A 26,178-nucleotide genomic window follows, 5' to 3' on the forward strand; every position below is an offset into this window, starting at 1 on the left:
GGGCTTTTCAACTGGGCATTGCCATACTAAAAACATCAAGTTCTTCTAGAACCCCTTTTAAGAAAAACGTTTGAGGTCGTCAAGATGTTACGCCACATCATTTTCGCTGCAAACCCCAGCCGTGTTGCCGAAGTCCTTGCCGAACTAATGAATGGACAATTTTTTGAGTTTCCCCTGTTTCACAATGCGTATATTGCGATCGCAGAGAATGCCCACGGTACGTAATTAGCCAGACCCGTATTCTATCGCTGGCGCAGTCTTCCCGTTACAGGGCTTTGTGTGATGAAATCCAAAGGTTTTATCTCTCTCCCCTTCATGAGGTAGAGCCTCTCTACAAACATCCCCAGATCAACCCTGAAAACGAGAAGAGTATCCTGTTCCAAAATCTGGCAGCTGAATCATTGTAAAAGTCTGAGGTTTCATTATGCGTAGCAATTTTCTGGTTTCGGCTTGCTCCACTTTGCTTGTTCTGTCCATCCAGATTGGATGCCAAGCATCTACCTTTGAGAGCCAACCGCGATCGCTTGGGGACGGCACCGTTCGCACTTATGTTGAGTTAGACGACAATGGCAGCCCTACGGAAGTTGGTGTGATCTTATCCGGCGATGCCCTGTCTAACCTTCCCGATCATGCAGAGGAATATCTGCTGCAACTCCCTCCCGAGGCTTCAACCACTGCCATTACCCACATTGGGTTGGATTGGCGCTCGCATGGTCATGCCCCCGATGAGATTTATCATCTCCCTCATTTTGATGTTCATGCTTATGTCATCTCCCCCCGAGAGCGAGAAGCGATTACGGCAACCGGAGCCAATCTAGAAACGGTGTATGCCACCCCTGCCCCAGAGTTAATTCCAGCGGGGTACGTGTTAGCTCCAGAAAGTGCGGAGCCCCGTCAGGGTGCCCATTGGATCGACCCCACCGCAGACGAGTTTCACGGTGTTCCACACGGGTTTGACCACACAATGATTTATGGCTTTTACAACGGGGAAATGGCGTTTGTAGAACCGATGGTGACGATCGACTTTTTACAAAGCCAACAAGAGTTTGAGGGGGCAATCGCGCTTCCTGCCCGTTATGCCAGGCCGGGTGCCTATCCGACCGCTTATCGCATTACCTACAACGAAGCTACAGGAGAACACGTTATTGCACTAACTGATTTTACGCGATCGGCCCCAATCAGTCAGACCCCAAACCATTAAAAGCTGATTTGACGGGATTGATTTTCGACACATTTTGCATCACAGGGTTCACCCTCTTCTAAAACGACTAGAGAATGAGGGTTCCCAAATTGCTTTTCTAGGATCATCAATCCTCTCCTACTGAGCGATCGCCTTCTGCCCCACCCGTGCTGCTTCGCAGATATCGCAAGGGTCGCTTCCTGAGTAGTTTCAGGAATGGCTAATCACCTCACAGAACAAGGGCAAGGGCTTGGGGCGAAGCCAGCTAACAATCCGCTTCACTCGCCGCTAGTGGCTTTTCGGACTCAATCGACTACCTCAATACGGTCGCTGTGCAAGCGGAACGTTATGCGGCTGCAACTTGGCAAACCTACCCTCAAACGCCTAGCCAAATGAGTTCTAATCATGTCCCTACCGGGAACTTGCAGCATAATGCCAAACTCACCGGACTCAAAGATAAGCAAAATTTACATCACTTTCTGCGCGATGCGATGTGGCAGATTGAACAAGCCAGAGCTATTCGGTTGCATCTGATTCGACAACAGATTGGAACTCGACCCATCAGCTTGTGTATTGATAAAACAGGAGATGCCAAGAAGGGCAGCACCACTGACTACGTTGCCAAACAATACATTGGTAATCTGGGTAAAACTGCCAATGGGATCGTCAGTGTCAATGCCTATGCCGTTGTTGATGGCATTACCTATCCTTTGCTGTCCAAGATTTATAAACCTAGAACAATGATTGCATGTTTTTCCAGTACCTAGACTCAAACGAGCCTTACATCAGTTGATGGATTGGATGGATACCTTCCAGATTCTTCCAATCCCAGACCTGAAAGCAGCTTGATAGGACTTGAAAATCTTCTCTTCTGCCGTAGTAACAAAAGAGGATTCAAGCTAGAACGGGTTGACGAACATAGTTTGAAGAATTACCTTTAATCGCCTGACTGAATTTGCCATCAATGCTTCGTGGCAAATCGCCTACGATCGTCACTCGCTGGACTCGACGGGGTTGTCCTTCATAGTCGTAAATGGCATAGTGTTGAGTCGATCGATTATCCCAGAAGGCAATATCGCCCACCTGCCACTTCCAGCGCACCGTGTTTTCTAATCGCGTTACATAAGCTTGCAACAGTCGCAGCAAATCCTTCGATTCTGTTTCGGATAGTCCCTGAATGCGCTGGACAAATGCACCGATAAATAACCCTCGCTCACCGGACTCTGGATGCACACGCACAACAGGATGCAATGTCTCGTACACGGTTGAGGTAAAGACTTTTTGATAGTCCTTTAATGCATCAGACACGGTAATTGCAGCTTCAGCGTAGTCATACACATTGCTATGCACTGCCCAAAGTTGATCAGCAAGGGTGCGGAGATGATCGGGTAGATCTTGATAAGCCGCCGCGGTGTTTGCCCAAACAGTATCTCCTCCGACTGGCGGAATCTCTACTGCCCGAAGAATGGAGCCGAGTGGGGGACGATCGACAAAGGTGACATCGGTATGCCATTCATTCGATCGGGTTGCCGTGCGTCCATAGTCGAGATCCAGAACTTCGTGATGTTCGCCCAGAGGCGGAAGTGTCGGATGAGCCGTGGTGATTTCACCAAAGCGGCGAGCAAAAGCAATTTGCCCTGCTGCATCTAGCGACTGCCGCCGAAAGAAAATAACTTTGTATTGGATTAATGCCTGACGAATTTCTTGAATTAGAGTATCGCTGAGAGCCGCATTCAGATTGACACCTAGAATTTCTGCACCGATACGTCCAGAGAGCGGAGTGAGATCAAACGTTGTAAAACTCATGATGATTGCTGTAAAGCTAAAGAACAGATAGGAGTGGAGTGAATTGTTTATGCTTCAAATCGTCTTAAGGAGATGAAACAGCGATCGCTTTGATTGTCACTGGATGTACTTAGTAAAAGCCAACGCTAGGGATAGAAAAAAGCCAAGTGTGCAGCTGAGGCTGATAACGAGTAGGGGAACGCTGCTGACGGTTGAGTTTGTCGGCTGCATAAACATTGCCTTATAGTGAAATGTTATCTAGCTGGGAATACTTTGCTGTATTCTTCTGAGGGCAAGAAAGCTTCCTTCGTGTCGATCGATTTAGGAATGATTTGTGCTTTATAGAAGATGTCTGCTACCTCTTGCTGCGCCTGCTGAATCTGAGCATCTACAGGCAGCACCTCCCAGCTTCGTCGCTGATACACTTTTTCTAGAATATTGGCATCTACTTTGATTTCTCCAGAAAACTGCTCTGCAACTTGTCGGAAATTCTGTTTTGCCCATTGTCCGTTTTCTTTTGCGGCTGCGAGAATCGTTTTGACAGAATCCGGCTGGTTCTGGGCAAATTGTTGCGAAGCAAGGAAGTAGGCACGTCGCTCACGCCCCAGATTGAGATTGCGAATGGTACCTGTCCCTTCAGCAACAGCAAGAAACGGATCCCAAATCGACCAGGCATCAACATTGCCCTGCTCAAAGGCAGCTCGCGCATCGGCAGGGGGAAGGGAAACGGCTTCAATATCCTTGATACTTATGCCCTGTTCCTCCAGCACTTTCAGCAGCAGGTAATGGGCACTCGATCCTTTCTGAAAGGCTATCCGCTTGCCCTTCAAATCGGCTGCCGTTTGGATTGCGGAATTCCTGGGCACCACAATATCCTGCGTTTGAGAACTCAAAGGCGTGACGCTGACATAGTAAAACTGTCCACCTCCGGCTTGGGCAAAGATTGGTGGAGATTCGCCTACGCCGCCAAAGTCAATTTGGCCTGCATTCATTGCTTCCAGCATGGGCGGACCTGCCGGAAACAGCGACCATTCGATCGCAATCCCCTGTTCTTTGAGTTGCTGATCGAGCTTACCCCTAGAGCGCAGCAGATCAAGTTCGGTTGCTTTTTGATAGCCAATTCGAATGGTTGTGCCTGATGCAGCATTACTGGATGAAGTAGCAGAACTGGAAGCTGATTGAGGTGAACTCGCAGTTAAATTCGATGTATCGTTCGTGCAGCTTGAAACAGCAAACGGAAGACTCAGACCGACCAGACCAGAGAGAAATGTCCTTCGCTTTATGCGCATCGTTAGAATCCTTGTTTCCTAGCTTAACTGATGGTTATATCGCCAAACTTCCTGCTTTTCTCGCAAGAAATGACATATGAGAAACAAAAGTAAGCCTGTTTCCACAGCAAGAATTAATTGTTAAGAGCTGCTTTTCTTGAAAACTCGCTCAAGCACAAAGAAACACAACCCTTCTAGGCCACTACCTTACTCTAGAAAGAAATAGCTACTGGCATAAAGAGGTAGCTCAGAAAATTGCAGAATAGTCACCGAGCTGCTGAAGTATAAATGTGGTTTCTATGTAAATACAGTAAATCGGTCGGGATACCGTATTTACTCTTTAAAAATAGGATGTTTTCGTATTTCTTGCAAGATGTAGTGCCAGATTCCTGCCTGTTTTCTTCTTAAGTGTTTATGAAACCCCTCTAAGTCGGTCGGCTTATCGTACTATACTTCTTGTGTTTCAACCTTTCTGCATTCGGTGCCCTGGCCAGTATGGCTCTAAAACCAAAGCCGTTCGCTTCAGGTCGTTTAATCAATTCCCTACCTCAAGGGCAGTTAATCTGTATATTCGGGGGCAGGTTATTCACTCCAGAGCAACTGATTTCAATTGCTTCTGTTCTAATTATTCTCAGGCTGAATTTAATGAGCTTGATTTTCCTGCGTAATATGTGGTAGCGTACTACCTACTAATAAAATACGGTAAACCGGTAGGGTTTTAGTACTTTTAGTCTGGAGCAGCAATTCTCTTTGCTTAGTTGCAGATTTTGGTTTGAGCGATCGAGCGTTTGCCTGTTCGGAGCGATTGAATCGTTCAAATTATTCCCGTCTTATTCTCGATTCATGTAACATATGAGCATTTCTCCTGTTCGGTCGGTTTGGCAAATTTTGTATCCCTATCTTGTGGTAGCAAGGGTTTGTGCATTACTGCTAGCAAGCTTGGTTTATTTAGTGCTCTATCACGCAATTCGCGATCGATTCAGTGCTTCTCATTCCGCCGAGCCACAGAAAGACTTACAGCAGATTAATTAATAGATTTATCAATAGTTTGTAAAAGACAAATCTGGCCTAGCTAGCCGGACTAAATCTCGAGATGCAACGAGTTTGGGACGATCGCTGAAGCTGCTCGAAGCAACCAATTTGCTCAAGCTTAAAAGTGGGGCTGGCGTGGGTGCAACGAAGGCGAATAGATTGTGTCGCAAAAACCTCTTAAAGACAAACGATATCTATCAAAGTCATGTCTTAAGCAGTTACTCCAAAGATTGCTTCGATAAATCCGGCTTGAGAGACAATATTTCCTTGTGCGATGCCGTTGACTTGTTCTTTGCAAATCATATCCATCGCTTCAATCCCGCTCAATGTTCTTCTTGCCGTGTTAAACGACTTGAACCTCATCATCGGCTTCACAATGCGCTTGATGTTCCGATGCTCCTGCTCGACAATATTATCCAAATATTTGCTTTGCCTTCTGCGCTCTCGACGATCTCGAGTTGCGCTTGTCTAGCCCTAAGTGCGTGTTGTCAAGCTTTGACCCTAATTCTATGCAAGTTTAAGTTAAATTGGTATTACTCTAATTTTCACGTCTGGCTTAGGATTGCGATATGTCATCATCCCAGGCAGTTACCCCCTCCCTTATCGGAATTTATGAAGTAGGTATCGGTGTACCTGATTTAGATACATCGATCGAATATTGGGAGCAGTTTGGATACTGTGTTGGTGAAGAAGGAAACCTTTCAGCAGAAACCGCTCAAGCTTTGTATCATACTAATTCTGGCCTCCGCTCCGTTCGTCTTTTGCATCAAACTGCTGATCATGGTTTGATTCGACTGATGCAGTGGGAGCAGCCGCGAAATGAGGGGTTGGGACTAGGCTCGATGAAAGCAAGAGGCAATCGCTGGGCAACGACCCTCACGGCTGATATATTAACCATTCTCAATCAGGCTGAAGAAGCAGATCGGGCGGGATTACCAATTCGCTATACAACGCCGCACTGGGAAATTATCTACAACAAAGATCGCAAGATGCGTCCGTTTATTGATCCTGCGATCGGAGTGCGTGAGATGCTATTGCTACAACCCTTAACGCGACAAGTGTTATTTCAACGCTTTGGATATACGCTGCCGCACTATGGACAGATTAATGAGCAGGCGGCATTCAAAGCTAGTCAAGTTACGCATATGGGAATGGTTGTTCAGGATGACAGCAAGGAAACGCTTAAGTTCTATGAGGACGTTTTGGGACTGCTGCGAGTGCGGGATGACGTAGAGACCACCTATGAGTCTTCTCAGGCAGGACGGCAAATTTTTGATTTGCAGCCAGGCGAAAAATTTTTTGTGACTGCCTTTGATGATCCGCGATCGTCGGTAACAGATTTGCAGGCAGCTCGATCGGGTAGATTGTACATTGTTCGCTTTCCAGAGACACAATCGGTGCCTGAGCGGTTTGAGATGTCGCAACCTGGTTGTTTAGGGATATCACTGTACACCTATTGCGTGAGTGACATTGAAGCCTACCGCGATCGGGTGCAGACAAGTTCCGCTGAAGCGGTTACAGAGGTGTATATGAATGAATTTAGCGATCGTAGTTTTTCGTTTATTGCCCCAGATGGCTACTTCTGGACACTCGTTGAAAACTAATCTATGGGTTCAGGAATCGGAAATGATTCCCCGGCAAGATAAGCGTCAAAATGCTTCTGGAAGTAGAGCCAGGAGGTCATATCTTCGTCATCCAGTGGAGCCTCTGGTGCGTGTCGGTAAAGAGGCATTCGTGTATTAATTTCGTCCTGGAGCAGTTGTGGGAGCTGATCAAAATCATCCACTTTTGTCCCTGAAGCACTATAGATTAATTGTCCAGCTCGATCGCCCATTTTCATCCATGGTACCCAGGGGCCAATTCGATCCCAAGTCAACCATAGTTTAGAAACGGACGGTAACTTCTCATCAAATAACTCGGCAGTTGGAACCTTAAATTTAAACAATTCGGCAGCTTGGTAATGAGGATTGGAACTGTATTCCGCAAATTTTGGATCAGCCAGGGGATTTGGATAGGCAGGAAAGATATCAAAGACGAGTGTTGTCGTTTCTTCGTCTACTTGGGCCGGAAATTGCCCCTTAAAGTTGCCTTGAACCGGATTGTTAGCAACGTGCATCACGGGTAACACTTCCTCAGTCCACGGGTTCTTCCAGGTTTGGAGTTTCTCTTCGGTTTCTGGATCTAAGTAATATGTCAATTCTCTAGAAGTAAACGCCCAGTGACCCTCTTCGACTAAAAGACATCGGCTCACACTCATGCCGACCATTTTGAACAGGCGTTGCCGCTTCTCGCCGGGAATGAAGGCGTAAATCGAACCTGTCCAGGCTAAGAAAGTCGATCGCGTGGAATCAAGAGACGATCGCACCTTCACCCAGTTTTGGGCATTAAGCAGTTGAGTTAGAACCGCCATCTTCAAGTTCCTTTATATCACTTCATGATCTAGAGCTTGGCAAGACTAGCTGTAAACGAAGGAATCACGGTTTCCCTCAAGTTTTACAACGTTAGGATTCAAGAATGCTACATCAATGCTAAAATTCACATTTAATCTTCTAAAATTGAATTTTTTAAACGTATCAAGTTTCTAAACGTATCGAGCAGTGGTTTCTCTACAATAGCCTTAATTCAGTAGCCTTAATTCAGTAGCCTTAATTCAATCGAACATTCACTCCAGCAACTCCATAAGGATGATTCTAAGATTCTAAAGAAATTGAATGTTCAGAAGCACTGACGTTGCTTAAATTAATATGAAAATTACTGACCAGGAGTTGATTGATACTGGGCTTGCTTACAAAGCACTAGCGCTGCAAGTTACCTGCCATGCAGTCAACCAAAGCCGCGATCGGCAGGAAGCTCGATCTTTAATGCAAACCGCGATCGAGCGTTTAGGACAACAAATTGCTGCGAGTCTTGCTTTTATTGGATCGGACTGCCGTTTGGTCGTGCTACCAGAATATTTTCTGACTGGCTTTCCAATCAGTGAAGCCCTGGAGGATTGGGCAGAAAAAGCTTGTTTGGACATGGCAGGGGCAGAGTATGAAGCACTGGGAAACATCGCTCAAAAGCATCGTATCTTCCTAGCAGGAAACGCTTATGAGGTTGATCCACATTTTCCAGGGCTATACTTTCAAACCTGTTTTGTTTTAGATCCGAGTGGGTCTGTAGTTTTGCGCTATCGTCGGCTCAACTCATTGTTTGCCCCTACGCCTCATGATGTGTGGGACCAATACCTTGAGCATTACGGACTCGACGGCGTATTTCCGGTTGCCAAAACTGAAATTGGAAATCTTGCTGCTGTCGCATCAGACGAAATCCTGTTTCCAGAAGTTGCTCGCTGTTTAGCAATGCGTGGCGCAGAAGTGTTGCTTCATCCTACATCAGAAGTGTATGGACAGGCGCGAGCACCCAAGGAGGCCGCTAAAATTAGCCGTGCGGTGGAAAATATGATGTACGTGATTTCGGCAAATACAGCAGGGATTGCCAATAGTTCGATTCCGATCGCGTCGGTCGATGGGGGTTCAAAAATCGTGGACTACCGGGGATTAGTGTTAGCCGAAACCGGAGCGGGAGAAAGCATGGCAGCCTTTGCAGAAGTGGACTTAGCCGCTTTGCGGCGCTATCGGCGGCACCCTGGATTAATGAATTTGCTCTCGCGTCAGCGATTTGATGCTTATATGGATAGCTACCGCCAGTCACAGTTCTATCCCAGTAACACAATGCGAAATGGAGCGGTTGAGCGCAAACATTTTATCCAAACTCAGTTAGCCACGATCGAGCGTCTAGCCCAACAGGGAGTGATTTAAATCCAGCGATCGTAGCAGTAACTTTGGAGGGCTTGTATCATGTCGAAAATTCCTGTTCGTAATCCTCGCACTGGAGCAATCGACGACTGGATTTCTTCCCCCACCCCAGCTCAACTTTCCGCACAGTGCGATCGTCTCCGTACTGCTCAAACTAGCTGGCACAAAGCAGGTCTAGAGCAACGAATCAACATATTACAGCAGTGGAAACAAACGATTCAGGAACACCGTGAAGATTTGCTCCAGACATTAGTTGACGATACGGGTCGATTGGGAGTTTCAGTGTTAGAAGTTGATTCTGTGTTGTCCAGTCTCGATCGCTGGTGCCAGCTTGCTCCAGAACTGTTACAAGAAATTGAGAAGCCTACTGCAATTCCATTCATTCATTTGCAGCAAGATTCTGTTCCTTATTCGCTCGTGGGTGTCATCAGTCCGTGGAATTTTCCATTGCTACTCGCGATGATCGACACGATTCCAGCCCTATTATCCGGTTGTGCGGTGATTGTAAAACCGAGTGAAATTGCGCCGCGATTCATCACTCCATTACTAAAAACACTGGATAAAGTTCCTGAATTACGAGATGTATTCACTTTCATTGAAGGTGCGGGAGACACGGGAGCAGCCTTGATTGAGTATGTCGATCTCGTTTGTTTTACAGGTAGTGTAAAAACAGGGCGACAAGTTGCAGAAACCGCAGCGAAGCGATTTATTCCCGCATTCATAGAATTGGGAGGAAAAGATCCTGCGATCGTCCTAGAGTCTGCGGATCTGGATCTAGCAACCTCTGCTATTTTGTGGGGTTCAGTGGTGAATACGGGACAGTCTTGTCTCTCGATCGAGCGAATTTATGTAGCGGAAGCGATCGTCAAACCGTTTACAGAACAACTCGTTGCTAAAGCAACCCAACTCAAACTCGCTTACCCAACCGTTAACAGCGGCGAAATTGGTCCGATTATTGCAGAACGACAAGCAACAATCATTGCAGATCATCTGCAAGATGCGATCGAGAAAGGAGCAATGGTGCAATGCGGTGGAAAGATTGAAACTTTGGATGGTGGATTGTGGTGCTTCCCAACGGTTTTAACCCATGTGAATCACACAATGAAAATCATGACTGAGGAAACCTTTGGACCCATCATGCCAATGATGACATTTAGAACTGTCAAAGAAGCAATTCACCTTGCAAATGACACAATCTATGGTTTAAGTGCCGCAGTCTTTGCAGGTTCACAAACAGAAGCGTTAGAAGTTGCCGATGGCATCAAGGCAGGCGCAGTCAGTATTAACGATGCAGCGCTCACCGCATTAATCCATGAAGGAGAAAAGAATGCCTTCAAATATTCTGGCATGGGAGGATCGCGAATGGGACCCGCAGCTTTGAAACGATTTATGCGAAAGAAAGCGTATTTAATTAAAACAAAACCCGTGACTGATCCATGGTGGTTTAAATCATAACAAGGAGGTAATGATGGCAAACATTCGCGACGAAATGCCTGTTCTTGCGCGACATGCAGGAGATTGGACTGGAACCTATACCTTGATTGACTGCAATGGGAACATCCTCGATCGCCATCAATCGCATTTAACGTGTGAATTTCCGGTAGATGATCCTCTAAAGTACTATCAAATCAATCGTTATACCTGGGCAGATGGGAAGCAGGAAGAACATCGTTTTCCGGGAACCTATCATGACAAAAAGCTTTGGTTTGATACCGATCGCATCAAAGGTCATGCGTGGGAAGCTGATGACTCAACGGTTATTCTTTGGTTTGCTTACAAAACGGTTCCCGATTTCTATCTTTATGAAATGATCCAAATTAGTCCTTGTAACAACCATCGCGCCCGCACTTGGCACTGGTTTAAGAATAATCAAATCTATCAGCGCACCCTGATTCAGGAGGAGCGACAACGCTAGGAATCATGATTAAATAACTTTGAGAAATTGCAAGCATTAATTAATGGGCGTAGGACAAGACTGCTCCAGATTGGGATAAATCTCGATCGACTCGAATAAAGAATAAACAGCCGTCTTCTGAGATGTGTCTGGGAGACGTAGTGAAGCTGGGAACATAGCCAAAATGGTCCTTCGCAAACAGGTAATCTCCAATATTGCAACATCCTGCTAGGCAGTAAGCTTCTTCGTTATAAGACTGAATCATCGCTTGCTTCCCGTCATAATGAGGCAGGATGGCAAGTAGCCATGCTCCCCCACCGTTGGGGGCTTTTCTCAGCCACTTCTTGTTCGATTCGGTAAACTGTCTTGTGTCTGTCTTTCCCCAGGGCAACAATTTGCTGTCTAATGCGGGAATAAACTCATTGATTCGAGCTTGTGAGTGATTCGGCAAATCTTGATACTGGACACTGCCGTTTTCCATCCATAAAATTTCCGCCGCTTCACCGTTTAAGACTTTCCACGGTCCAACTCTGACTCCTGCTGGAATAAAGGAGTAGCCGTGCTTGCGAAGTTTCCACTCTCCCACTTGAATAGCACCGCTCAGCACAAAAATTTCCAGATCTGCCGTAAATCTGCCCGCGGGCATCTCAAATTGGGACGGCAGGACAACTTTCGCAGTGGATGCGCTGTTTTCATGCCAAGAAAGCATTTGACAGGTTGCTGCTACTGTCTGTTCTGGTATGCCATGAATCTGCCACGCTTGTTCTGAAATGCGATGAGTGTGGAAATACTGATACTGGCCCGGAACATGCCCTGATGCGATCGCGGTACGTCGCCCAGACAAACTCATCCGCCCTTGACCGTCTCCACCCCAATCTTCAGGAATTGGAACTACCTCTAAAAAATTATCTGCTTCTGAAGATATAGAGACAGAGGATTGATTGTGGTCATCCATACCTTTACAACCTGTAAACAAATCTGAAGCGAGTTAGTTAATCTAATCCTATACCCTTGCTGCCTCATAGACTCATGATTGAATGGAATAATTGAATGGAATGGGTGACGATTAATGTTCAAGTTTGAGGACTGCGATCGCCATCCTTACGAAACGTTCTGTCGTGAAGGTGGATGCGTTGCTATGCACTCCAAAACCTACAAAAAGCTGGTTGTGAAACAATTTAGCGCTGATTTTCGCTCAGCAATCGCGATTGAAGAACTTCCAATTCCTGCCCCAAATTCTGGCGAGATTCTGATTCGCAACAAATTTGCGGGTATTAATGCCGGATTTGACACCCTGGTTTGCAAAGGAAATGTTCCCTATGTAAATCTCACTCCTCCGTTTGATCTCGGCGTCGAAGCCGTGGGGGAAGTCGTGGCGATCGGGCAAGATGTTCACACCCTGCAAGTTGGAGATGCGGTTGCCACAACAGTCCGGGGAGGGGGCTATCGCGAGTATCAGGCTATCTCTGCAAATCTGGCAATCAAAATCCGTGATACTACGCCTGATCTTTTGACGCTCATGCCCACGGGGCTCTCCGCGCTCGTTGCCCTAGAAAAAGTTGGAGAAATGAAGCGTGGGGAAGTCGTTTTAGTCACTGCGGCAGCAGGAGGAACCGGACATATTGCCGTGCAGCTTGCCAAGTTAGCTGGAAATCATGTGATTGGGGTTTGTGGCTCTGAGACGAAGGCGGCATTACTAAAGAAGTTAGGATGCGATCGAATTATCAATTACCGAACTGAAACGCTCGATACGGTTCTCCGAGAAGAATATCCTAACGGGATTAATCTGGTGTTTGATTGCGTGGGTAGACAGGTTTTTGATATTTGTGTAAATCACTTAGCAATCCGAGGACGCTTAGTTGTCGTTGGTTTTATTTCTGAATATACAAACGATTTAGAATGTGTGACTCAACCTCGAATTTATCGAAAGCTGTTCTGGAAAGCCGCTTCGATACGCGGGTTTTTAATGCCTCACTTTTCTGAGTATGCGGAGGAGGGACGCGATCGCTTGCTCGATTTGTTTTATACAGGCAAAATCAAGGTGGCGGTTGATCCGACCGTGTTTCGTGGCATTGAGGCGATTCCAGATGCCGTGGAATATCTGCTGAGCGGTAAGAATTGCGGTAAGGTTGTTGTACAGCTTTAGTCGTAAAACTCTAGTCGTAAAGCTCTCGTTATGACTACAGAATCAGCCAATACATTAGCCGTTGCTCGGCAAGCCTTTGCCCATTTTGAACATGGACTGTCAACTGGAGACTGGCAGGCCTTCTTCGAGATGCTCACCGACGATTTTTCATTCTGGTTTCCGCTCGGTCAGTTTCATGGGTTGAATGTCGGAAAAGAGCGTGCGATCGAGTTCTTCAGCTATGTCTCTGAAGTGTACAGCGAGGGATTAACCCTGACCCTCGATCGGGTGACCAGCAACGAAACAACCGTTGTTTTCGAGTTTCGTGATGAAGGGCTGATGTGGGGAAACCCTTATAAAAATCGAGTCGCAGTTTCGTTTGATGTTCGCGGCGATAAAATTTGCGGCTACCGAGAATATCTAGGTAGCGATGGTAAATCAAACTAATGAAATGAATGTGAACTATACTCCCAAAGCTTTGTCCCATTCCAGCTGATGACTTAAACCATACTTGATAAAATCTTCTGGTTTTGCTTGATCATTCTTACCAAAAACACCCAGGCTGTAAGGGTTCTCTTCCATCCGCTGTCTGACTAAATCCTGCTCAAATCGCTCGACCTCTGCTCTCGGCTGATCTGTTTTGAAGAAATCGACCACCAAAACAGTTCGCTCATTCTCCGTGTAGTTGTGCGGACAGTGAGGATAGCTGTGATCTAAAACCATAAATTCACCTTCATGCCAATACAGCTTGTCATGGCATATTTTCATCGCGATATCTCCCTCAGGCACAATCAGACCTAGATAACCGCGATTCATATGCGGGTTGTAGTTTACATGAAGTTTGACATCCAGGCCGGGAAGAAATGTCCCAAAATAAACATTTCTCAGAACATTGTCGTTGCTCAAATTCGCTTCTTCGATCGCTCCCGTCAAACCTGGAAAGTATCGTTTTCTTAATTCGAGTGCTTTCTCTGAAACACTCTGTAACTCATGGTGAGGATATTCAATATGATGAAATTGAATGTATTGATCAATAAACATTCCTTGAAATAGCACCCCAAAAGCACTATATTTTGACTTGCCTTTGGTTTTAATTGTTTTACTCTTAGGACCCATCACATCAAAAGCAAACTGCATCTCTTCCTGAGAAGCATTCTGCCGAAACGATGTAAACTCATCACGAATGATTTGCCAATTCTCCTGAAGAATGTTCAAGAAAGGAAACTGCTTGGGGTCTAAATGATATTCATTAAACGCTTCCATCGTTCTCCTCCTAAACTCAATTAAGCCTAGCCCTGTAATTTCATTCTAAAAGTTTTATCTTGAACCACTCCAGGAAAAACCTGTTTCACTGAATTTTACAGGAGGCGCTGTGCCCGAAACTCTAGTTCTGGATAGATTGATCAAAAACGTTCGTGTCGTTCGTCCAAATCAAGCTAGCGTGGAGTCCCTCGATTTGGGCATTAAGGATGGCAAATTTGCCCAGATTTCACCTGAAATTCCCCCTGAGCAGGCCAAGGAAGTGTTTGATGCTCAGAATCTGCTCGGCTTTCCAGGAGTGGTGGATGCTCACATGCACATTGGCATCTATCAACCGCTTGACCAAGACGCGATCGCCGAAAGCAAAGCAGCCGCAATGGGAGGCGTAACGACCAGCCTGAACTACATCCGCACAGGTCAGTATTATCTGAATAAAGGCGGGTCTTATCGAGATTTTTTTCCAGAGGTGCTTGCCCTATCGGAAGGCAACTTCTTTGTCGATTATGGCTATCATGTTGCACCAATTAGTAGCCAGCATATTGACGAAATGCAATGGCTATTTGAACAGCATGGCGTTGCTTCGTTCAAAATTTTTATGTTTTATGGCAGGTATGGTTTGCATGGTCTCTCCGATCAGCAAAATCTATTTCTGATGATCAACAAAGAAGAGCGTTACGACTTCGCCCACTTTGAATTCATCATGCGCAGTTTGTCTCAGTTAAGGGAACGTTATCCCATTCTGCAAGACACCATTAGCCTTAGTCTTCATTGCGAAGTCGCTGATATTCTAAATGCCTATACCAAAATTGTGCAGCAAGACTCAAGCCTTACCGGACTGAGTGCTTATAGCGCTGCTCGTCCTCCCCACTCCGAGGGGTTAGCCATTTGTATTGCTTCTTATCTAGCCCATGAAACAAACTGCGTCAACATCAATTTGCTCCATCTCAGTTCCCGCAAAGCGGTGGAAGCAGCTTTGATGATGCAAACGACCTTTCCCCACATCAATTTCAGGCGAGAAGTGACCGTGGGTCATCTGCTGCTTGATGTCGAGGTTCCTACGGGTAAATGGGCAAAAGTGAATCCGCCAATTCGACCGCGATCGGATGTCGAGTACTTGTGGAATGCAGTGTTGCAGAATCAAGTGGATTGGATTGTGAGCGATCATGCCTGTTGTTCTGCCGAGAAAAAAGCGAACTTTCAGGATCCGGACAATATCTGGCTCGCAAAGGCGGGCTTTGGAGGCACAGAATATCTACTCTCAGGAATTGTCAGCGAAGGCAGTAAGCGGGGGATGTCCTACAACCATATGGCAAAATTACTGTGCTGGAATCCGGCGCAACGGTTTGGACTTCCTCAAAAGGGTGACATCGCGATCGGGTATGATGCTGACCTGGCGTTACTTGACCCTAATGAAACGTTTGTGGTTCGTGCTGTTGAATCTGAGTCGAAACAAGGCTACACCCCCTTTGAGGGAATGGAACTAACGGGGCGAGTGAAGCATACATTTCTGCGTGGGAATTTGATTTACGATCGGGGACAGGTATTGGGTTCGCCTCAAGGGCGTTATTTAAAGCGGTTTCGGTAATGTTTTACATGGGCTGATGGTTGCTGGTTAGATAGAGAGACCAAATTCGTAGCAATTGATGTACAGCCCAATCACCCCGCTATCTGAAGCATTCCTCGACAAATGATGTTGCCTGAACTTGCGCGACCTATGAAGCAAATGCGTTAGGTAAATTGGCACTGGCATCCCCTAGAAGTGCCCAGCCATAGCGTCGAGGAATGTTGCCGTGAGCTACGGTCGGTCGGTCAACGCGATACCAGTCAGCCAGGAGTGCCGCATTACTGGAACTTGCGGGAATTAAATGCGCGATCGATTGCTTAACAGGCAGGCTATAGTTTTGAGTGCGCGTTCCGCCAATGTACCTGTTCGTGGGTGGAAAAATCGATCGCAAGCCCGTTGTTGTGCAGACTGTAGCCCGGTGCCTCCTAGTCGTTCGCTAATGTAACTTGCGAGCAAGGAAACCTAGCTCTGCATAGAGATCGTCGATTTTGCTGCGTAGATGACAGAGTGCTTTTGCCATCGCTTGGAACTTTTCTTCCGCTTGTCGCTCCATCTCTTCCCGATCGATCCGGTCTTCCTCGTCATCTTCATCGACAGCCGGAGCAGATTGCCGCTGTGCCATCATCCGAGCGAGTATTGCCATCATGGGATCGTCAGGGTTGAGCTGTGACAGCAGCATTTCTTGAAGGGGAGCGATAATGGATATTCAAAAAAGACGAACTAAAAGGCAAACGATCGCCATAAAACAAAGAAACACAACGGCATTTTTTGCTTTGTATCTGCTGCGTGAATCGATTGAATATCATAGATACTAGTTAACCTCGTAGCAATGCCGCATTACATTAAAAGGTTTCAGTCTCGTTGCCAGGATTCAGTTAATCCATCCTTTCTGATTCATGCAGAAGGTTTATTAATGATTCACTATATCTGGGTCAGAGCAGAAATTTTGGGTTAATTGCATTTCATAACAGCGTCGCTTCAATCACCTCAGAAAGTAGTTTGTAACACAAACAACCTGTTGCGGTTTGTTTAACTTGGTTGCTACTGGACTAAATAAACGATTCGCTATTCACGCTCCGCTTTTATGTTGCCTCATCAGCTTCAGAATAAAACCAGGGATCGTCTGTCCGTTGAGAGCGAGGCATTTTCGATTAATTCTCGAATCTCCAGAGATATCGACGAGCAGGCAAACAGCCTTAACGGATGGAACCAAACTTATGAACAGCTTTCCGCCGGAGCGTTTCTAGGTCGTACCGTTGACCTTTGTTTCAATGGCATCCAGCTTTTTCGGGAAACGACCCATCAACATCTGTATCAAACGGGTTCGCCTCGCCCTGGATGTGATGTTTTAGCAGTGCCGATCGCGATGGAAGGGCGGGCTGTGTTTTCGGGTCAGACGGTTGACTGTAATCACTGCATGATTTTACGGGCAGGTGACTCGCTGGATTTCTGTTCCCCTCGTTACTGTGATCTTGTGACCATAGTGCTTCCACCAGAACTATTACAGGAATACGTGATACAGGTCGCAGATTTAGATTTGCTCCGGGTTCTTCGGGGAAGCGAGGTGCGATCACCAAATCCATTTGTGATCAGCGCATGGCGAACATTTCTCCTGAATGTCCTGGATTCAATTTGCACGGCTCCTCATCAGCTACAACATACCAACCTGCGTCATGCTCTCGCACAAGACCTGCTCTGGAACTTGATCACCGTGCTTGAAAGTCTACAGTCTGCTCCACGTCCGCTTGTTTTGACCCCGTCTCGTCGTCAAGTGGTAGAGCGAGCAAAGGCTTATTTTGAAGAGCATATTGAGAAGCCGGTTACAGTCACCGATCTCTGTGTGGCACTGAATGTTAGTCGTAGAACTTTGCAATATAGCTTTCAGGACGTCCTGGATATTAACCCTGTACGGTATCTTAAAGTCATTCGATTAAATCATGCACGGAGAGATTTACGTGCTAATTGTTCTGCTGAAATAACCGTTGGCGATATTGCTGCGAAATGGGGATTTTGGCATCTAGGTCGATTTTCATCAGAGTACCGTCAAATGTTTGGTGAGTTACCTTCAGTGACGTTAAAAAACAGTGCGCTCCATTACTGAATTTGCTGCTTGTCATCTTTTGCTAAAATTTGCCAATTTTGGATAACGCCCATTAGAAAAGTAATTCTAAATTAAGTCAGCACGCTGAGTTGATATTGTTTGCTATCGATTGAGAACAGCTTAATTGGCATTGCTTTTCTAGCATCTCCTATGAATCATGTTCTTGACAGCATCTCTAAAGGATGAGTTGCAAGACTTGGCTCATTTCCCGATGCTCACCGCATTTTGCATTTAATCATGTTCAGCGACTTGCTGTTCAGCGATAAGTTTATTTGAACCCGTCTGCTACAGAAAAGACCATTTAACTGAATTACTGAAGGAGTACTTTGATCATGACTGCTGTTTACAATTCTTCCTCTGCGCGAACTGCTCCTTCTGCGGCTGTTCATCCTCTAGAGCCGTTAAGTGCAGCAGAGATTTTGGCGGCACTCGCCATTCTTAAAGCAGAGAAATCGCTGTGTGATCGGGTTCGGTTTATTTCGACCACGTTGCATGAGCCGTCTAAAAACGTCGTCCTTAGCTTTGAGCCGGGAATACCGTTTGCGCGAGAAGCCTTCATCATTGTGCTGGATAATGCAACTGGGAACACCTATGAGGCGATTGTGTCTCTTACTGCCCAGTCCGTGGTGTCTTGGACACACATCCCCGATGCACAGCCGCCGATTGCGCTGGACGAATTTTTTGATTGCGAAGCAACCGTTAAAGCGAATCCTGAATTTCAGGCAGCGGTGCGAAAGCGCGGCATTACCGATATGGATTTGGTGTGCGTTGATCCCTGGTCAGCAGGATGGTACGAGGATGACCTCGCAGGCGATCGGGGACGGCGGCTATCGAGGGCACTATGTTGGGTTCGCAATAATCCCACCGATAACCTGTATGCTCACCCCATCGATGGGCTGATTGTGATTGTTGATCTCAATGCAATGGAAGTCGTGCGCGTTGAAGACCATGCCCTGATTCCGGTGCCGACTGAGCCGAGCAACTACACCACTGAGTATGTGAAAGACCTGCGGACTGATCTGAAACCGCTAGAAATTATTCAGCCTGAGGGTGCGAGCTTCCAAGTCATAGACGGGTACGAGATTCGCTGGCAAAAGTGGCAGATGCGAATTGGTTTTACGCCGCGTGAAGGATTGGTGCTGTACACCGTGGGCTACGAAGACCAAGGTCGGGTGCGTCCCATCCTCTATCGCGCCTCTCTAGTGGAAATGACGGTTCCCTATGGCGACACCAATATTACTCAGTGCCGCAAGAATGCCTTTGATGTTGGAGAATACGGCGTCGGCACCCTAGCAAACTCCCTCAAGCTGGGCTGCGATTGCCTGGGTGAGATTCGCTATTTCGATGCGGTGATGGCAAACACGCGGGGCGAGATTGTGGAGATTAAAAATGCCATCTGTATGCACGAAGAGGACTACGGCATCCTCTGGAAGCACACCGACTGGCGCACCGATCAGGTAGAAGTACGGCGATCGCGTCGCTTAGTTCTCTCTTTCATTGCCACCGTCGGCAACTACGAATATGGCTTCTTCTGGTACTTCTATCAAGACGGCACGATTCAGTACGAAGTGAAGCTAACGGGCATGATGACCACTGGAGCCGTGATGCCGGGAGAAAAGCCCGTTCATGGCACCGAACTGACCCCCCAGCTTTACGCTCCTAACCATCAGCACGTTTTTTGCGTTCGTATGGATATGTCGATCGACGGCATGAATAATTCTGTGTACGAAGTCGATACCGAAGCTGTTCCAATGGATGAAAACAATCCCTATGGCAATGCGTTCTACGCGAAATCTACGCTGTTATCCACCGAGCAGGAAGCACAGCGGCTCATCGATCCCTTTAAGGCACGCTACTGGAAGATTGTGAATCCCTCAGTGCAGAATCGCATGGGCTATCCGGTGGGCTACAAGCTTGTTCACGGCGAGAACGGGCTGCCCTTTGCTCATCCTGAATCCAGCGTAATGCAGCGGGGTGGCTATATGTTGAAGCATTTGTGGGTGACGCCCTACGATTCTGAAGAGCGGTTCCCCGCAGGTAATTATCCCAACCAGCATTCCGGCGGTGAAGGATTGCCGCAATGGACGCAGGCAAATGAATCGCTCGAAGACACCGATCTCGTTCTCTGGTACACCTTCAACCATAACCATATTCCCCGCTGCGAAGATTGGCCCGTAATGCCTGTCTCCTATATTGGCTTTATGCTCAAGCCTGTGAATTTCTTTGATCTCAACCCGTCTAACGACGTCCCTCCCTCGCCTGCAAAGCACAAGTGTCACTAAAACAAATTCATCCTCAAAGACGCTCTGATGGATACTCACGATAAGCTTCCTACCGCCATTGCTACCTCCAATTTACGTTCTGGCTATTTAGCGTTTTCGGAAGTATTCGCTTAATCGATCGCCAATATTGCGCCGAGGGCAACTCCTGCCCTCACTATCGCTCTTCTATTTGCCAGTGCGGGGACGGGACGTGGTTTACCTATGCGATCGCAACGCTGGGGCTGGTGTTTGTCGGCTTAAACATTAATCAATTTGTCCGTCGCTCTGCTTCGCCCGGTTCGCTTTATACGTATATTGCAAAAGGACTGGAACCAACACCGGTGTGATTACGGGCTGGGCATTGATCGCCGCCTATTTGTTTACAGGGATGACGGTTCTCTGTGGGTTTGCCAATTTTGCCCAAGGGCTGCTGTCCTTAAATTAGCATCATTCCGTCTCCCGTTTTCTGATTGTCTATGGGATCGTTGGCGTTATGATTATGCTCATTCCACTGATTAGCAGCATCGGAATTCCTGGTGAAGCCAGCCTGTTTCCCCTTCCTTCTGCCCCCTTCAATCTCTTTCCTGATCGGTTCTTGCTGTATTTGGCGATCGGGACAGAATGGTTTACTTTCCTGCGGATGCGCTCTCCAAATGTGATCCAGGAAATTCGGGACGATATTGAAGCAATTCATCTTAAATTCAGCGAAATGCCCAAAATCTGACGGGGCGACAAAAAGGGGTTCTGTCGCAAAAAATTTTAGAAGCGCTTGTCCTCGCGAGTGTAACTATCCATCAAATTTCACTGGCTGATTTTGGTTTGCCTGAGCCTTGAAAGGGGACGTTTTCTCGAAGAGGTAATTCGCTGCCAAACTGCTGTATTTGTTTAATTCTGGCAGTCGCCCGATCATCCTCTACCCGATCGGTGCACTCAAGCTGTTCTAAATATTGCTCAACATATTGCTCAACAGAAATCTAGTGCTTTATGAGCCAGTATCCCCCCTTGCAATCGCCTGCTCACCAGGCAATAAATTGGGATAAACCTTCGATCGAGTTTAAAGACTAAACGCTTTACCTAAGCAGAACATTGAACAGATAGCAAGCAATTGGGCTGCAATGGTTCAAAGAACTTGTAGTTGTTACATTGTGCATACATTTCTTTAGGTTTGTTGTTTCTCCGAAAAAATACTTCAATGTAAAATGGTTTTTGTTGATACGCTTACTGAATCTTTACTTTCTTTACTCAAGTTCAAATCTTAAAGATTTTTGCTCATCGAAGATTGAGTATTGTTTCTGTTTTATGCCCTTCGCTGTTTTTCTTTTTGGAAGGTTCTCTATGTCACATTGCCCCTGTTGCTCTAGCCTAATGCTGCGTCAAGTTCAGCGTCATCAAGTGTATTGGTTTTGTCGTCACTGCTGGCAGGAAATGCCATCGATCGAAAAGAAACCTGCCTCTCAGGTAGGCTTGAAACAATTCCTGCCAATTCAGTAGTCTTTAGCGATCAATGCTGAAGGGTGACAATCGGATAAGAATCGCAGTTTTGCATCCTCTTTCAGAAAGTATTGAGTGATGAATTCCCGAATCTGGTCTCTGTGTCGTTTCTCCAAGCAGGCAGTTGTATCTACATCGCTCCACAGTCTAGCTTGTGATTGCTCGGTTACAGCTCCATCACTTCATAAGGGAATTTGCATGACCGTTCATCTGTCGCTAGGACAGCAGTTAGAACACGATCGACTTATCAGCGATATCGCACTCCGAATCCGGCAGTCCCTTGATCTCGACACGATTCTGCAAACGACGGTGGATGAGGTGCGGCAATTTTTGCACACCGATCGCGTGATTATTTTTCGATTTAATCCCGATTGGAGTGGGACAGTAGACGTAGAATCGGTTGGCTCAGATTGGGCTGCCATTCGATCGACTACGATTCACAATTCCTGCTTTTCAGAACAATACATCGAGCCTTTTCGCGCCGGGCTAGTAACTGCCAAAGCCGATATCTACGCGGCTGGACTCACTCCCTGCCATCTGGAGCTGCTGACCCAGTTTCAGGTTCGAGCGAATCTGGTAGTTCCCATTCTGCAACAAGACCACTTGTGGGGGCTGCTGATTGCCCATCATTGCTCGGAACCTCGCCCGTGGCAGAAAATTGAAATTGATTTGCTCAAGCAGCTCGCAGTTCACGTCGGCATCGCGATTCAACAAGCTGAACTGTATCAGCAGCTCGAAACTGAACTGAAAGAGCGCAAAATTGCCGAACAAAAGATTCGTGAACAGGCAGCATTGCTTGATATTTGCACGGATGCGATTACTGTTCAAGATCTGAATCAGCATATTCTGTATTGGAATCGCGCCGCAGAGCAGCTCTATGGCTGGACGGCAAGTGAAGCGATCGGCAGCAGCGTGAAGAATCTGCTCTACAAGTCAGAGAATTATTCCCAGCTTGAAGCGATTCATACAGCGATCGGCCAGCAGGGTGAATGGCAGGGTGAATTGCGACAGACAACTCAATCGGGCAAAGAAATCCTGGTTGAAAGCCGCTGGAACTTGATTCGCGATGAAGCGGGCAGTCCCCAATCAATTCTCGTCGTCAGTACCGACATTACTGAGAAAAAACAGCTTGAAGCTCAATTTCTACGCGCCCAGCGTTTAGAAAGCATCGGTACGCTTGCAAGCGGTATTTCTCATGACCTCAATAATATTCTCACGCCCATTTTGGCAGTGGCTCAACTGCTGCCGCTGAAGTTTCCTGATGCCGATTCAGGCGCACAGCAATTGTTTGACATTCTCGAAGACAGTACCAAGCGCGGTGCTGCCCTGGTTAGGCAAGTATTGTCATTTGCGCGTGGGATAGAAGGAAAACGTACGCCCCTGCAAGTCAAGCACCTGCTGTCGGAGATCAGACAAGTAGCGCAGCAAACTTTTCCGAAATCAATCCAGGTTTCACTCAATCTCGACCCGAAGCTCTGGGTTGTGACTGCTGATCCGACTCAACTGCATCAAGTGTTGATGAATCTTGCGGTTAACGCTCGTGATGCAATGCCTGAAGGCGGCAAACTCAGTTTTACCGCTCAAAATATGGTGATAGACGAACACTATGCACGAATGAACTTGGAAGCGAAAGTTGGACGTTTTGTTGCGATCACGGTGACCGATACGGGAACTGGCATTCCACCAGAGGTCATGGAGCACATCTTTGAGCCGTTTTTTACAACCAAAGAAGACGGGAAAGGAACCGGACTGGGACTTTCTACAGTTAACGGAATTGTCAAGGGTCATGGTGGATTTGTGAGTGTCTACAGTGAAGCCGGACAAGGAACTCAGGTCAGAGTTTATATTCCTGCCTCACCGCAGGTAGAAACTGAACGTGTCGAACCCGAAACGCTTCCTTCTGGACACGGAGAACTGATTTTGGTTGTGGATGATGAACCGTACATTCGCGAAGCTTCTCAAATGACTTTGGAGATGCATGGATATCGAGTTCTAAAAGCTTGCGATGGCATTGACGCGATCGCCCTTTATGCTCAACATAAGGCTGAAATTAGAGGAATTGTGATTGACATGATGATGCCTGCAATGGATGGCGTTACGACAATTCGTACCTTGCAGCGAATGAATCCTGAAGTCAAGATTATTGCCGTGAGTGGATTAGGAGTGAACGATCGCCTTGCCAGAGAAGTAGGAGTGACAGATTTTCTGCTGAAGCCCTATACGGCAGAAGATTTACTGGTTCTCTTAAATCAACGGCTTAAATAAAAGCATTCAAATGCGATCACCGCCAATTTGGTCATCGATGCTTTGTTCAAATCTCTTCTCAACAAATTCTAGAATGCTCAATTTACCTTTACCAGGGTCATATCCTACCTCACATCACTCGACGATTCGCTTTGGTAAACGAACAGTGAATTGTGCTGCTTTCCCGGTTGGACTCACCCATGAGATTTCGCCACCATGCAACTGCGTGCAGGCTTGTACGATCGCCAAATTTAGACTATTAGCCGAAATCGTACCGAAATCGCTGCCGTCACTGTCCTTGCTGCTGTTCCTGACAGATTGAAGCACCTGTTCCCCAGCGGGGAGGTCGGTTCCTTTGTCTTTTACTTCGATCGCAATATGAGTGCTGTTTCCGGTAAGATGCAGTTCGATCTCACTGCCGGAAGGTGAGGATTTGATTGGATTCAGCAGCAGATTAATCAAAATCAACCGCAGGAGCTGCTGATCACCCCAGAAGCCTTTGGTATTGCCTGAGATCTTAAAGGTCAACTATTGGCGATCTTTAAGCCGAGTTTGCTGCTCATCGATCAGATCTGAGATAAATTGCAGTAACTCGAATGGCAGGGGGAAAAATTTGGCTTCGCCCGCTTCAAACTTCTCAAGCAGCAGCAAATCTTCAACGAGCCGAGTCATCTGCCGGGCTTCATCTTCAATGGTTTGCAAAAACTGCTGCTGTTTCGATTCAGTGAGTTTGCTGCTACTGAGTTTCAGGGTTGAGGCGGCTGCCAGAATCACTGCCAGGGGCGATCGATATTCGTGGGAAACGGTTGATACAAGCTGCGATCGAACGGCGTTAAGCTGCTTTTCAGTCGCTAATGCCTCCAGCGTCTCCGTAAGCTGATTGGACTGTTGCAGAGCGATCGCCAATTGATTGACAAAATCCTTGAGGAAACTGACTTCATCAACCTGCCACTGCCGCTGGCTTGAATTCTGGCACGCCACTAGCAAACCCCAAACTGCAAAAGAAGAGCGTTGCGAAGCTAAATTATCAGCAGAAGACGGAAGCAGGATAGGAGCCAGAAGATAAGTTTCTTTTTTACCGCTGCCTGAAATCGCTGTCGAAACTTCAGCAGACTGATTCAAGCAAGTTGTTGAACTTGTCTTGCAACCCAGTGAATAATTTTCAGATAGGAAAGAAACAAACTGTTGAATCGGATCATGAACCCTGCTCAACCCTGTTTCAAACCGTTTGATTAAGGCAGGCAGGAACTCAGTATTACTTGATTGATGATTGAACCGATGACTAGATAAATGACGGGAAGGATGATTAGACGAAGTAATCTGGTAGATCATGACGCGATCGCATTCCAGGACGCGCTGTACCTGAGTTGCTGCCGTTTCTAAAATCTGATTTGAATCTAGCGATCGATGCAGGCGCAGAGCAACCTCTGCGGTTAAGTGCCACTCTTGCTGCTGACGCGACTGATTTTTGGAATATGCCTGTTGCAGCACGTTGCGAACCGTGAGCTGCAAAACATCAGGGGCTAAATCTTGCTTGACTAGATAATCCTGAGCACCGCGCTTCATTGCCTGGACTGCAACCTGTTCATCTCCCTGCCCAGTGAGCATAATCACAGGGAGAGGCGTATCTCGCTGCTGATTGAGTTCGTCTAAAAACTCCAGTCCGGTCATGTTAGGCAGACGGAAATCTAGCAAGATTGCATCGCAGTGCTGTTTTTGACAGAGTGCCAGTCCCACTTCTGCCGAGCCTGCCTCAATAAAGGGGTAAGACTGACTGGGATCACTGGAGAGATATTCCCGGTAAACTTCTCGATCCTCCTGACAGTCATCTGTAATTAAAAGCGTCCAAACATTTGACATAGCAGGATGTAAAAAAGAGTTTAGTTATCCTAAGGCTGCCACAAATCTAAAAATTACAGCAAAAATTTGGAAGGTTTGATACATATCGTAGAGTTTATTTTCCCTCGTATCCGTTTACTGGCGGAGTATTCGCTTGCAGCCAGTAGTCCACAAATGCCTGAACCGTACGCTCTAGCTCATCTGAGTCAACAGGTTTGATCAAATAGACTTGTCGGGAAATAAGCAAGAATAGAAGGCAGAAATGGGATAAGCAAATGCTGGATATTGAACGGGTGCTGACACAAGACCGCTTGCTGCGCGCTTTAACTGGCTTGAA

General features: G+C 46.8%; 24 protein-coding genes and 3 pseudogenes. 16 read left to right on the plus strand and 11 right to left on the minus strand.

What is annotated here, in order from left to right:
• Positions 1 to 84: 84 nt before the first annotated feature.
• The 3 genes and pseudogenes from NDI45_RS17720 to NDI45_RS17730 form a co-directional block, all read left to right on the plus strand.
• Entirely contained in the window at positions 85 to 225 is a 141-nt protein-coding gene (locus NDI45_RS17720; RefSeq protein WP_190791826.1) for a hypothetical protein, read from the plus strand.
• A gap of 199 nt (positions 226 to 424) precedes the next feature.
• Complete coding sequence (locus NDI45_RS17725) at positions 425 to 1,201, plus strand: DUF5602 domain-containing protein (protein WP_348248131.1); 777 nt, start codon at positions 425 to 427, stop codon at positions 1,199 to 1,201.
• A gap of 371 nt (positions 1,202 to 1,572) precedes the next feature.
• A pseudogene (locus NDI45_RS17730) lies at positions 1,573 to 1,917 on the plus strand (transposase); the annotation flags it as partial.
• 157 nt (positions 1,918 to 2,074) lie between these two features.
• Here NDI45_RS17730 and NDI45_RS17735 read toward each other — a convergent pair.
• Complete coding sequence (locus NDI45_RS17735; RefSeq protein WP_348248132.1) at positions 2,075 to 2,986, minus strand: TauD/TfdA family dioxygenase; 912 nt, start codon at positions 2,984 to 2,986, stop codon at positions 2,075 to 2,077.
• 233 nt (positions 2,987 to 3,219) lie between these two features.
• The gene (locus NDI45_RS17740; RefSeq protein ID WP_348248133.1) at positions 3,220 to 4,254 is read right to left on the minus strand and encodes an aliphatic sulfonate ABC transporter substrate-binding protein; all 1,035 of its coding nucleotides are present in this window, start codon (positions 4,252 to 4,254) and stop codon (positions 3,220 to 3,222) included.
• 831 nt (positions 4,255 to 5,085) lie between these two features.
• Between NDI45_RS17740 and NDI45_RS17745 the strand changes: the two genes are divergently transcribed.
• Positions 5,086 to 5,265: a hypothetical protein gene (locus NDI45_RS17745; RefSeq protein ID WP_190789653.1), complete on the plus strand. Its 180-nt coding sequence runs from the start codon at positions 5,086 to 5,088 to the stop codon at positions 5,263 to 5,265.
• Positions 5,266 to 5,475: 210 nt separating this feature from the next.
• On the opposite strand, the pseudogene NDI45_RS17750 reads toward NDI45_RS17745, so the two are convergent.
• A pseudogene (locus NDI45_RS17750) lies at positions 5,476 to 5,700 on the minus strand (DDE-type integrase/transposase/recombinase); the annotation flags it as partial.
• A 134-nt stretch (positions 5,701 to 5,834) separates the two neighbouring features.
• Between NDI45_RS17750 and NDI45_RS17755 the strand changes: the two are divergent.
• Positions 5,835 to 6,869, plus strand: a complete 1,035-nt coding sequence (locus tag NDI45_RS17755) for a VOC family protein (protein ID WP_348248134.1) — start codon at positions 5,835 to 5,837, stop codon at positions 6,867 to 6,869.
• Here NDI45_RS17755 and NDI45_RS17760 read toward each other — a convergent pair.
• Positions 6,866 to 7,675: a DUF1838 domain-containing protein gene (locus NDI45_RS17760; protein WP_190789656.1), complete on the minus strand. Its 810-nt coding sequence runs from the start codon at positions 7,673 to 7,675 to the stop codon at positions 6,866 to 6,868. The two genes, NDI45_RS17755 and NDI45_RS17760, sit on opposite strands and share 4 nt — an antisense overlap.
• Before the next feature lie 334 nt (positions 7,676 to 8,009).
• Between NDI45_RS17760 and NDI45_RS17765 the strand changes: the two genes are divergently transcribed.
• From NDI45_RS17765 to NDI45_RS17775, 3 genes are read left to right on the plus strand one after another with little or no spacing between them, the layout of a single operon-like run.
• Positions 8,010 to 9,065, plus strand: a complete 1,056-nt coding sequence (locus NDI45_RS17765; protein WP_190789657.1) for a nitrilase-related carbon-nitrogen hydrolase — start codon at positions 8,010 to 8,012, stop codon at positions 9,063 to 9,065.
• A gap of 39 nt (positions 9,066 to 9,104) precedes the next feature.
• Positions 9,105 to 10,517 (plus strand): aldehyde dehydrogenase family protein, encoded by a 1,413-nt coding sequence (locus NDI45_RS17770; protein ID WP_348248135.1) that lies wholly within the window; start codon positions 9,105 to 9,107, stop codon positions 10,515 to 10,517.
• A gap of 13 nt (positions 10,518 to 10,530) precedes the next feature.
• On the plus strand, positions 10,531 to 10,977 hold the full coding sequence (locus tag NDI45_RS17775; RefSeq protein WP_190789659.1) for a DUF3598 family protein: 447 nt from the start codon (positions 10,531 to 10,533) through the stop codon (positions 10,975 to 10,977).
• A 40-nt stretch (positions 10,978 to 11,017) separates the two neighbouring features.
• On the opposite strand, the gene NDI45_RS17780 is transcribed toward NDI45_RS17775, so the two are convergent.
• Positions 11,018 to 11,911: a DUF4437 domain-containing protein gene (locus NDI45_RS17780; protein ID WP_190789660.1), complete on the minus strand. Its 894-nt coding sequence runs from the start codon at positions 11,909 to 11,911 to the stop codon at positions 11,018 to 11,020.
• 183 nt (positions 11,912 to 12,094) lie between these two features.
• Here NDI45_RS17780 and NDI45_RS17785 point away from each other — a divergent pair, with 183 nt between their 5' ends.
• Complete coding sequence (locus tag NDI45_RS17785) at positions 12,095 to 13,102, plus strand: zinc-binding dehydrogenase (protein WP_348248145.1); 1,008 nt, start codon at positions 12,095 to 12,097, stop codon at positions 13,100 to 13,102.
• 30 nt (positions 13,103 to 13,132) lie between these two features.
• Complete coding sequence (locus tag NDI45_RS17790; RefSeq protein ID WP_190789661.1) at positions 13,133 to 13,528, plus strand: nuclear transport factor 2 family protein; 396 nt, start codon at positions 13,133 to 13,135, stop codon at positions 13,526 to 13,528.
• A gap of 15 nt (positions 13,529 to 13,543) precedes the next feature.
• On the opposite strand, the gene NDI45_RS17795 is transcribed toward NDI45_RS17790, so the two are convergent.
• Positions 13,544 to 14,344, minus strand: a complete 801-nt coding sequence (locus tag NDI45_RS17795; protein WP_348248136.1) for an aspartyl/asparaginyl beta-hydroxylase domain-containing protein — start codon at positions 14,342 to 14,344, stop codon at positions 13,544 to 13,546.
• A 109-nt stretch (positions 14,345 to 14,453) separates the two neighbouring features.
• On the opposite strand from NDI45_RS17795, the gene NDI45_RS17800 reads away from it, so the two are divergent.
• Complete coding sequence (locus NDI45_RS17800; RefSeq protein ID WP_348248137.1) at positions 14,454 to 15,926, plus strand: amidohydrolase family protein; 1,473 nt, start codon at positions 14,454 to 14,456, stop codon at positions 15,924 to 15,926.
• A 127-nt stretch (positions 15,927 to 16,053) separates the two neighbouring features.
• Here NDI45_RS17800 and NDI45_RS17805 read toward each other — a convergent pair whose 3' ends face one another.
• Together NDI45_RS17805 and NDI45_RS17810 are read right to left on the minus strand one after the other, a co-directional pair.
• Positions 16,054 to 16,296 carry a hypothetical protein gene (locus tag NDI45_RS17805; RefSeq protein ID WP_348248138.1) on the minus strand — a complete coding sequence of 81 codons (243 nt, stop codon included), beginning with the start codon at positions 16,294 to 16,296 and terminating at the stop codon, positions 16,054 to 16,056.
• 45 nt (positions 16,297 to 16,341) lie between these two features.
• Positions 16,342 to 16,584 carry a hypothetical protein gene (locus NDI45_RS17810; protein ID WP_348248139.1) on the minus strand — a complete coding sequence of 81 codons (243 nt, stop codon included), beginning with the start codon at positions 16,582 to 16,584 and terminating at the stop codon, positions 16,342 to 16,344.
• Positions 16,585 to 16,989: 405 nt separating this feature from the next.
• Here NDI45_RS17810 and NDI45_RS17815 point away from each other — a divergent pair, with 405 nt between their 5' ends.
• The 5 genes from NDI45_RS17815 (at position 16,990) to NDI45_RS17835 (ending at position 24,023) form a co-directional block, all read left to right on the plus strand.
• Positions 16,990 to 18,006 (plus strand): helix-turn-helix domain-containing protein, encoded by a 1,017-nt coding sequence (locus NDI45_RS17815; protein WP_348248140.1) that lies wholly within the window; start codon positions 16,990 to 16,992, stop codon positions 18,004 to 18,006.
• A gap of 332 nt (positions 18,007 to 18,338) precedes the next feature.
• Entirely contained in the window at positions 18,339 to 20,288 is a 1,950-nt protein-coding gene (locus NDI45_RS17820; RefSeq protein WP_348248141.1) for a primary-amine oxidase, read from the plus strand.
• Positions 20,289 to 20,766: 478 nt separating this feature from the next.
• Entirely contained in the window at positions 20,767 to 20,991 is a 225-nt protein-coding gene (locus tag NDI45_RS17825; protein ID WP_190792251.1) for a hypothetical protein, read from the plus strand.
• 611 nt (positions 20,992 to 21,602) lie between these two features.
• Complete coding sequence (locus NDI45_RS17830) at positions 21,603 to 21,758, plus strand: hypothetical protein (protein WP_348248142.1); 156 nt, start codon at positions 21,603 to 21,605, stop codon at positions 21,756 to 21,758.
• A gap of 198 nt (positions 21,759 to 21,956) precedes the next feature.
• A complete protein-coding gene (locus NDI45_RS17835) occupies positions 21,957 to 24,023 on the plus strand; it encodes a GAF domain-containing protein (RefSeq protein ID WP_199296585.1) in 2,067 nt (688 codons plus the stop codon).
• Between the two features lie 114 nt (positions 24,024 to 24,137).
• Here NDI45_RS17835 and NDI45_RS17840 read toward each other — a convergent pair whose 3' ends face one another.
• From NDI45_RS17840 to NDI45_RS17850, 3 genes and pseudogenes are all read right to left on the minus strand, one after another.
• A complete protein-coding gene (locus tag NDI45_RS17840) occupies positions 24,138 to 24,530 on the minus strand; it encodes an ATP-binding protein (protein ID WP_190792253.1) in 393 nt (130 codons plus the stop codon).
• A complete protein-coding gene (locus NDI45_RS17845; RefSeq protein WP_348248143.1) occupies positions 24,531 to 25,862 on the minus strand; it encodes a response regulator in 1,332 nt (443 codons plus the stop codon). It abuts the gene before it with no gap.
• Positions 25,863 to 25,956: 94 nt separating this feature from the next.
• A pseudogene (locus NDI45_RS17850) lies at positions 25,957 to 26,178 on the minus strand (hypothetical protein); the annotation flags it as partial.

This window comes from Leptolyngbya sp. GB1-A1 (assembly GCF_039962475.1).
Lineage (GTDB): Bacteria > Cyanobacteriota > Cyanobacteriia > Elainellales > Elainellaceae > Leptolyngbya_A.

Excerpts from the sequence above, each read along its gene's own strand:
- NDI45_RS17830 (WP_348248142.1), top strand. The coding sequence starts at position 21,603 with ATGTCACATTGCCCCTGTTGCTCTAGCCTAATGCTGCGTCAAGTTCAG.
- NDI45_RS17775 (WP_190789659.1), top strand. The coding sequence starts at position 10,531 with ATGGCAAACATTCGCGACGAAATGCCTGTTCTTGCGCGACATGCAGGA.
- NDI45_RS17725 (WP_348248131.1), top strand. The coding sequence starts at position 425 with ATGCGTAGCAATTTTCTGGTTTCGGCTTGCTCCACTTTGCTTGTTCTG.
- NDI45_RS17760 (WP_190789656.1), bottom strand. The coding sequence starts at position 7,675 with ATGGCGGTTCTAACTCAACTGCTTAATGCCCAAAACTGGGTGAAGGTG.
- NDI45_RS17820 (WP_348248141.1), top strand. The coding sequence starts at position 18,339 with ATGACTGCTGTTTACAATTCTTCCTCTGCGCGAACTGCTCCTTCTGCG.
- NDI45_RS17755 (WP_348248134.1), top strand. The coding sequence starts at position 5,835 with ATGTCATCATCCCAGGCAGTTACCCCCTCCCTTATCGGAATTTATGAA.
- NDI45_RS17740 (WP_348248133.1), bottom strand. The coding sequence starts at position 4,254 with ATGCGCATAAAGCGAAGGACATTTCTCTCTGGTCTGGTCGGTCTGAGT.
- NDI45_RS17780 (WP_190789660.1), bottom strand. The coding sequence starts at position 11,911 with ATGGATGACCACAATCAATCCTCTGTCTCTATATCTTCAGAAGCAGAT.
- NDI45_RS17795 (WP_348248136.1), bottom strand. The coding sequence starts at position 14,344 with ATGGAAGCGTTTAATGAATATCATTTAGACCCCAAGCAGTTTCCTTTC.
- NDI45_RS17735 (WP_348248132.1), bottom strand. The coding sequence starts at position 2,986 with ATGAGTTTTACAACGTTTGATCTCACTCCGCTCTCTGGACGTATCGGT.
- NDI45_RS17845 (WP_348248143.1), bottom strand. The coding sequence starts at position 25,862 with ATGTCAAATGTTTGGACGCTTTTAATTACAGATGACTGTCAGGAGGAT.
- NDI45_RS17765 (WP_190789657.1), top strand. The coding sequence starts at position 8,010 with ATGAAAATTACTGACCAGGAGTTGATTGATACTGGGCTTGCTTACAAA.
- NDI45_RS17835 (WP_199296585.1), top strand. The coding sequence starts at position 21,957 with ATGACCGTTCATCTGTCGCTAGGACAGCAGTTAGAACACGATCGACTT.
- NDI45_RS17810 (WP_348248139.1), bottom strand. The coding sequence starts at position 16,584 with ATGCTGCTGTCACAGCTCAACCCTGACGATCCCATGATGGCAATACTC.
- NDI45_RS17815 (WP_348248140.1), top strand. The coding sequence starts at position 16,990 with ATGTTGCCTCATCAGCTTCAGAATAAAACCAGGGATCGTCTGTCCGTT.
- NDI45_RS17770 (WP_348248135.1), top strand. The coding sequence starts at position 9,105 with ATGTCGAAAATTCCTGTTCGTAATCCTCGCACTGGAGCAATCGACGAC.
- NDI45_RS17720 (WP_190791826.1), top strand. The coding sequence starts at position 85 with ATGTTACGCCACATCATTTTCGCTGCAAACCCCAGCCGTGTTGCCGAA.
- NDI45_RS17785 (WP_348248145.1), top strand. The coding sequence starts at position 12,095 with ATGCACTCCAAAACCTACAAAAAGCTGGTTGTGAAACAATTTAGCGCT.
- NDI45_RS17825 (WP_190792251.1), top strand. The coding sequence starts at position 20,767 with ATGCTCATTCCACTGATTAGCAGCATCGGAATTCCTGGTGAAGCCAGC.
- NDI45_RS17745 (WP_190789653.1), top strand. The coding sequence starts at position 5,086 with ATGAGCATTTCTCCTGTTCGGTCGGTTTGGCAAATTTTGTATCCCTAT.
- NDI45_RS17790 (WP_190789661.1), top strand. The coding sequence starts at position 13,133 with ATGACTACAGAATCAGCCAATACATTAGCCGTTGCTCGGCAAGCCTTT.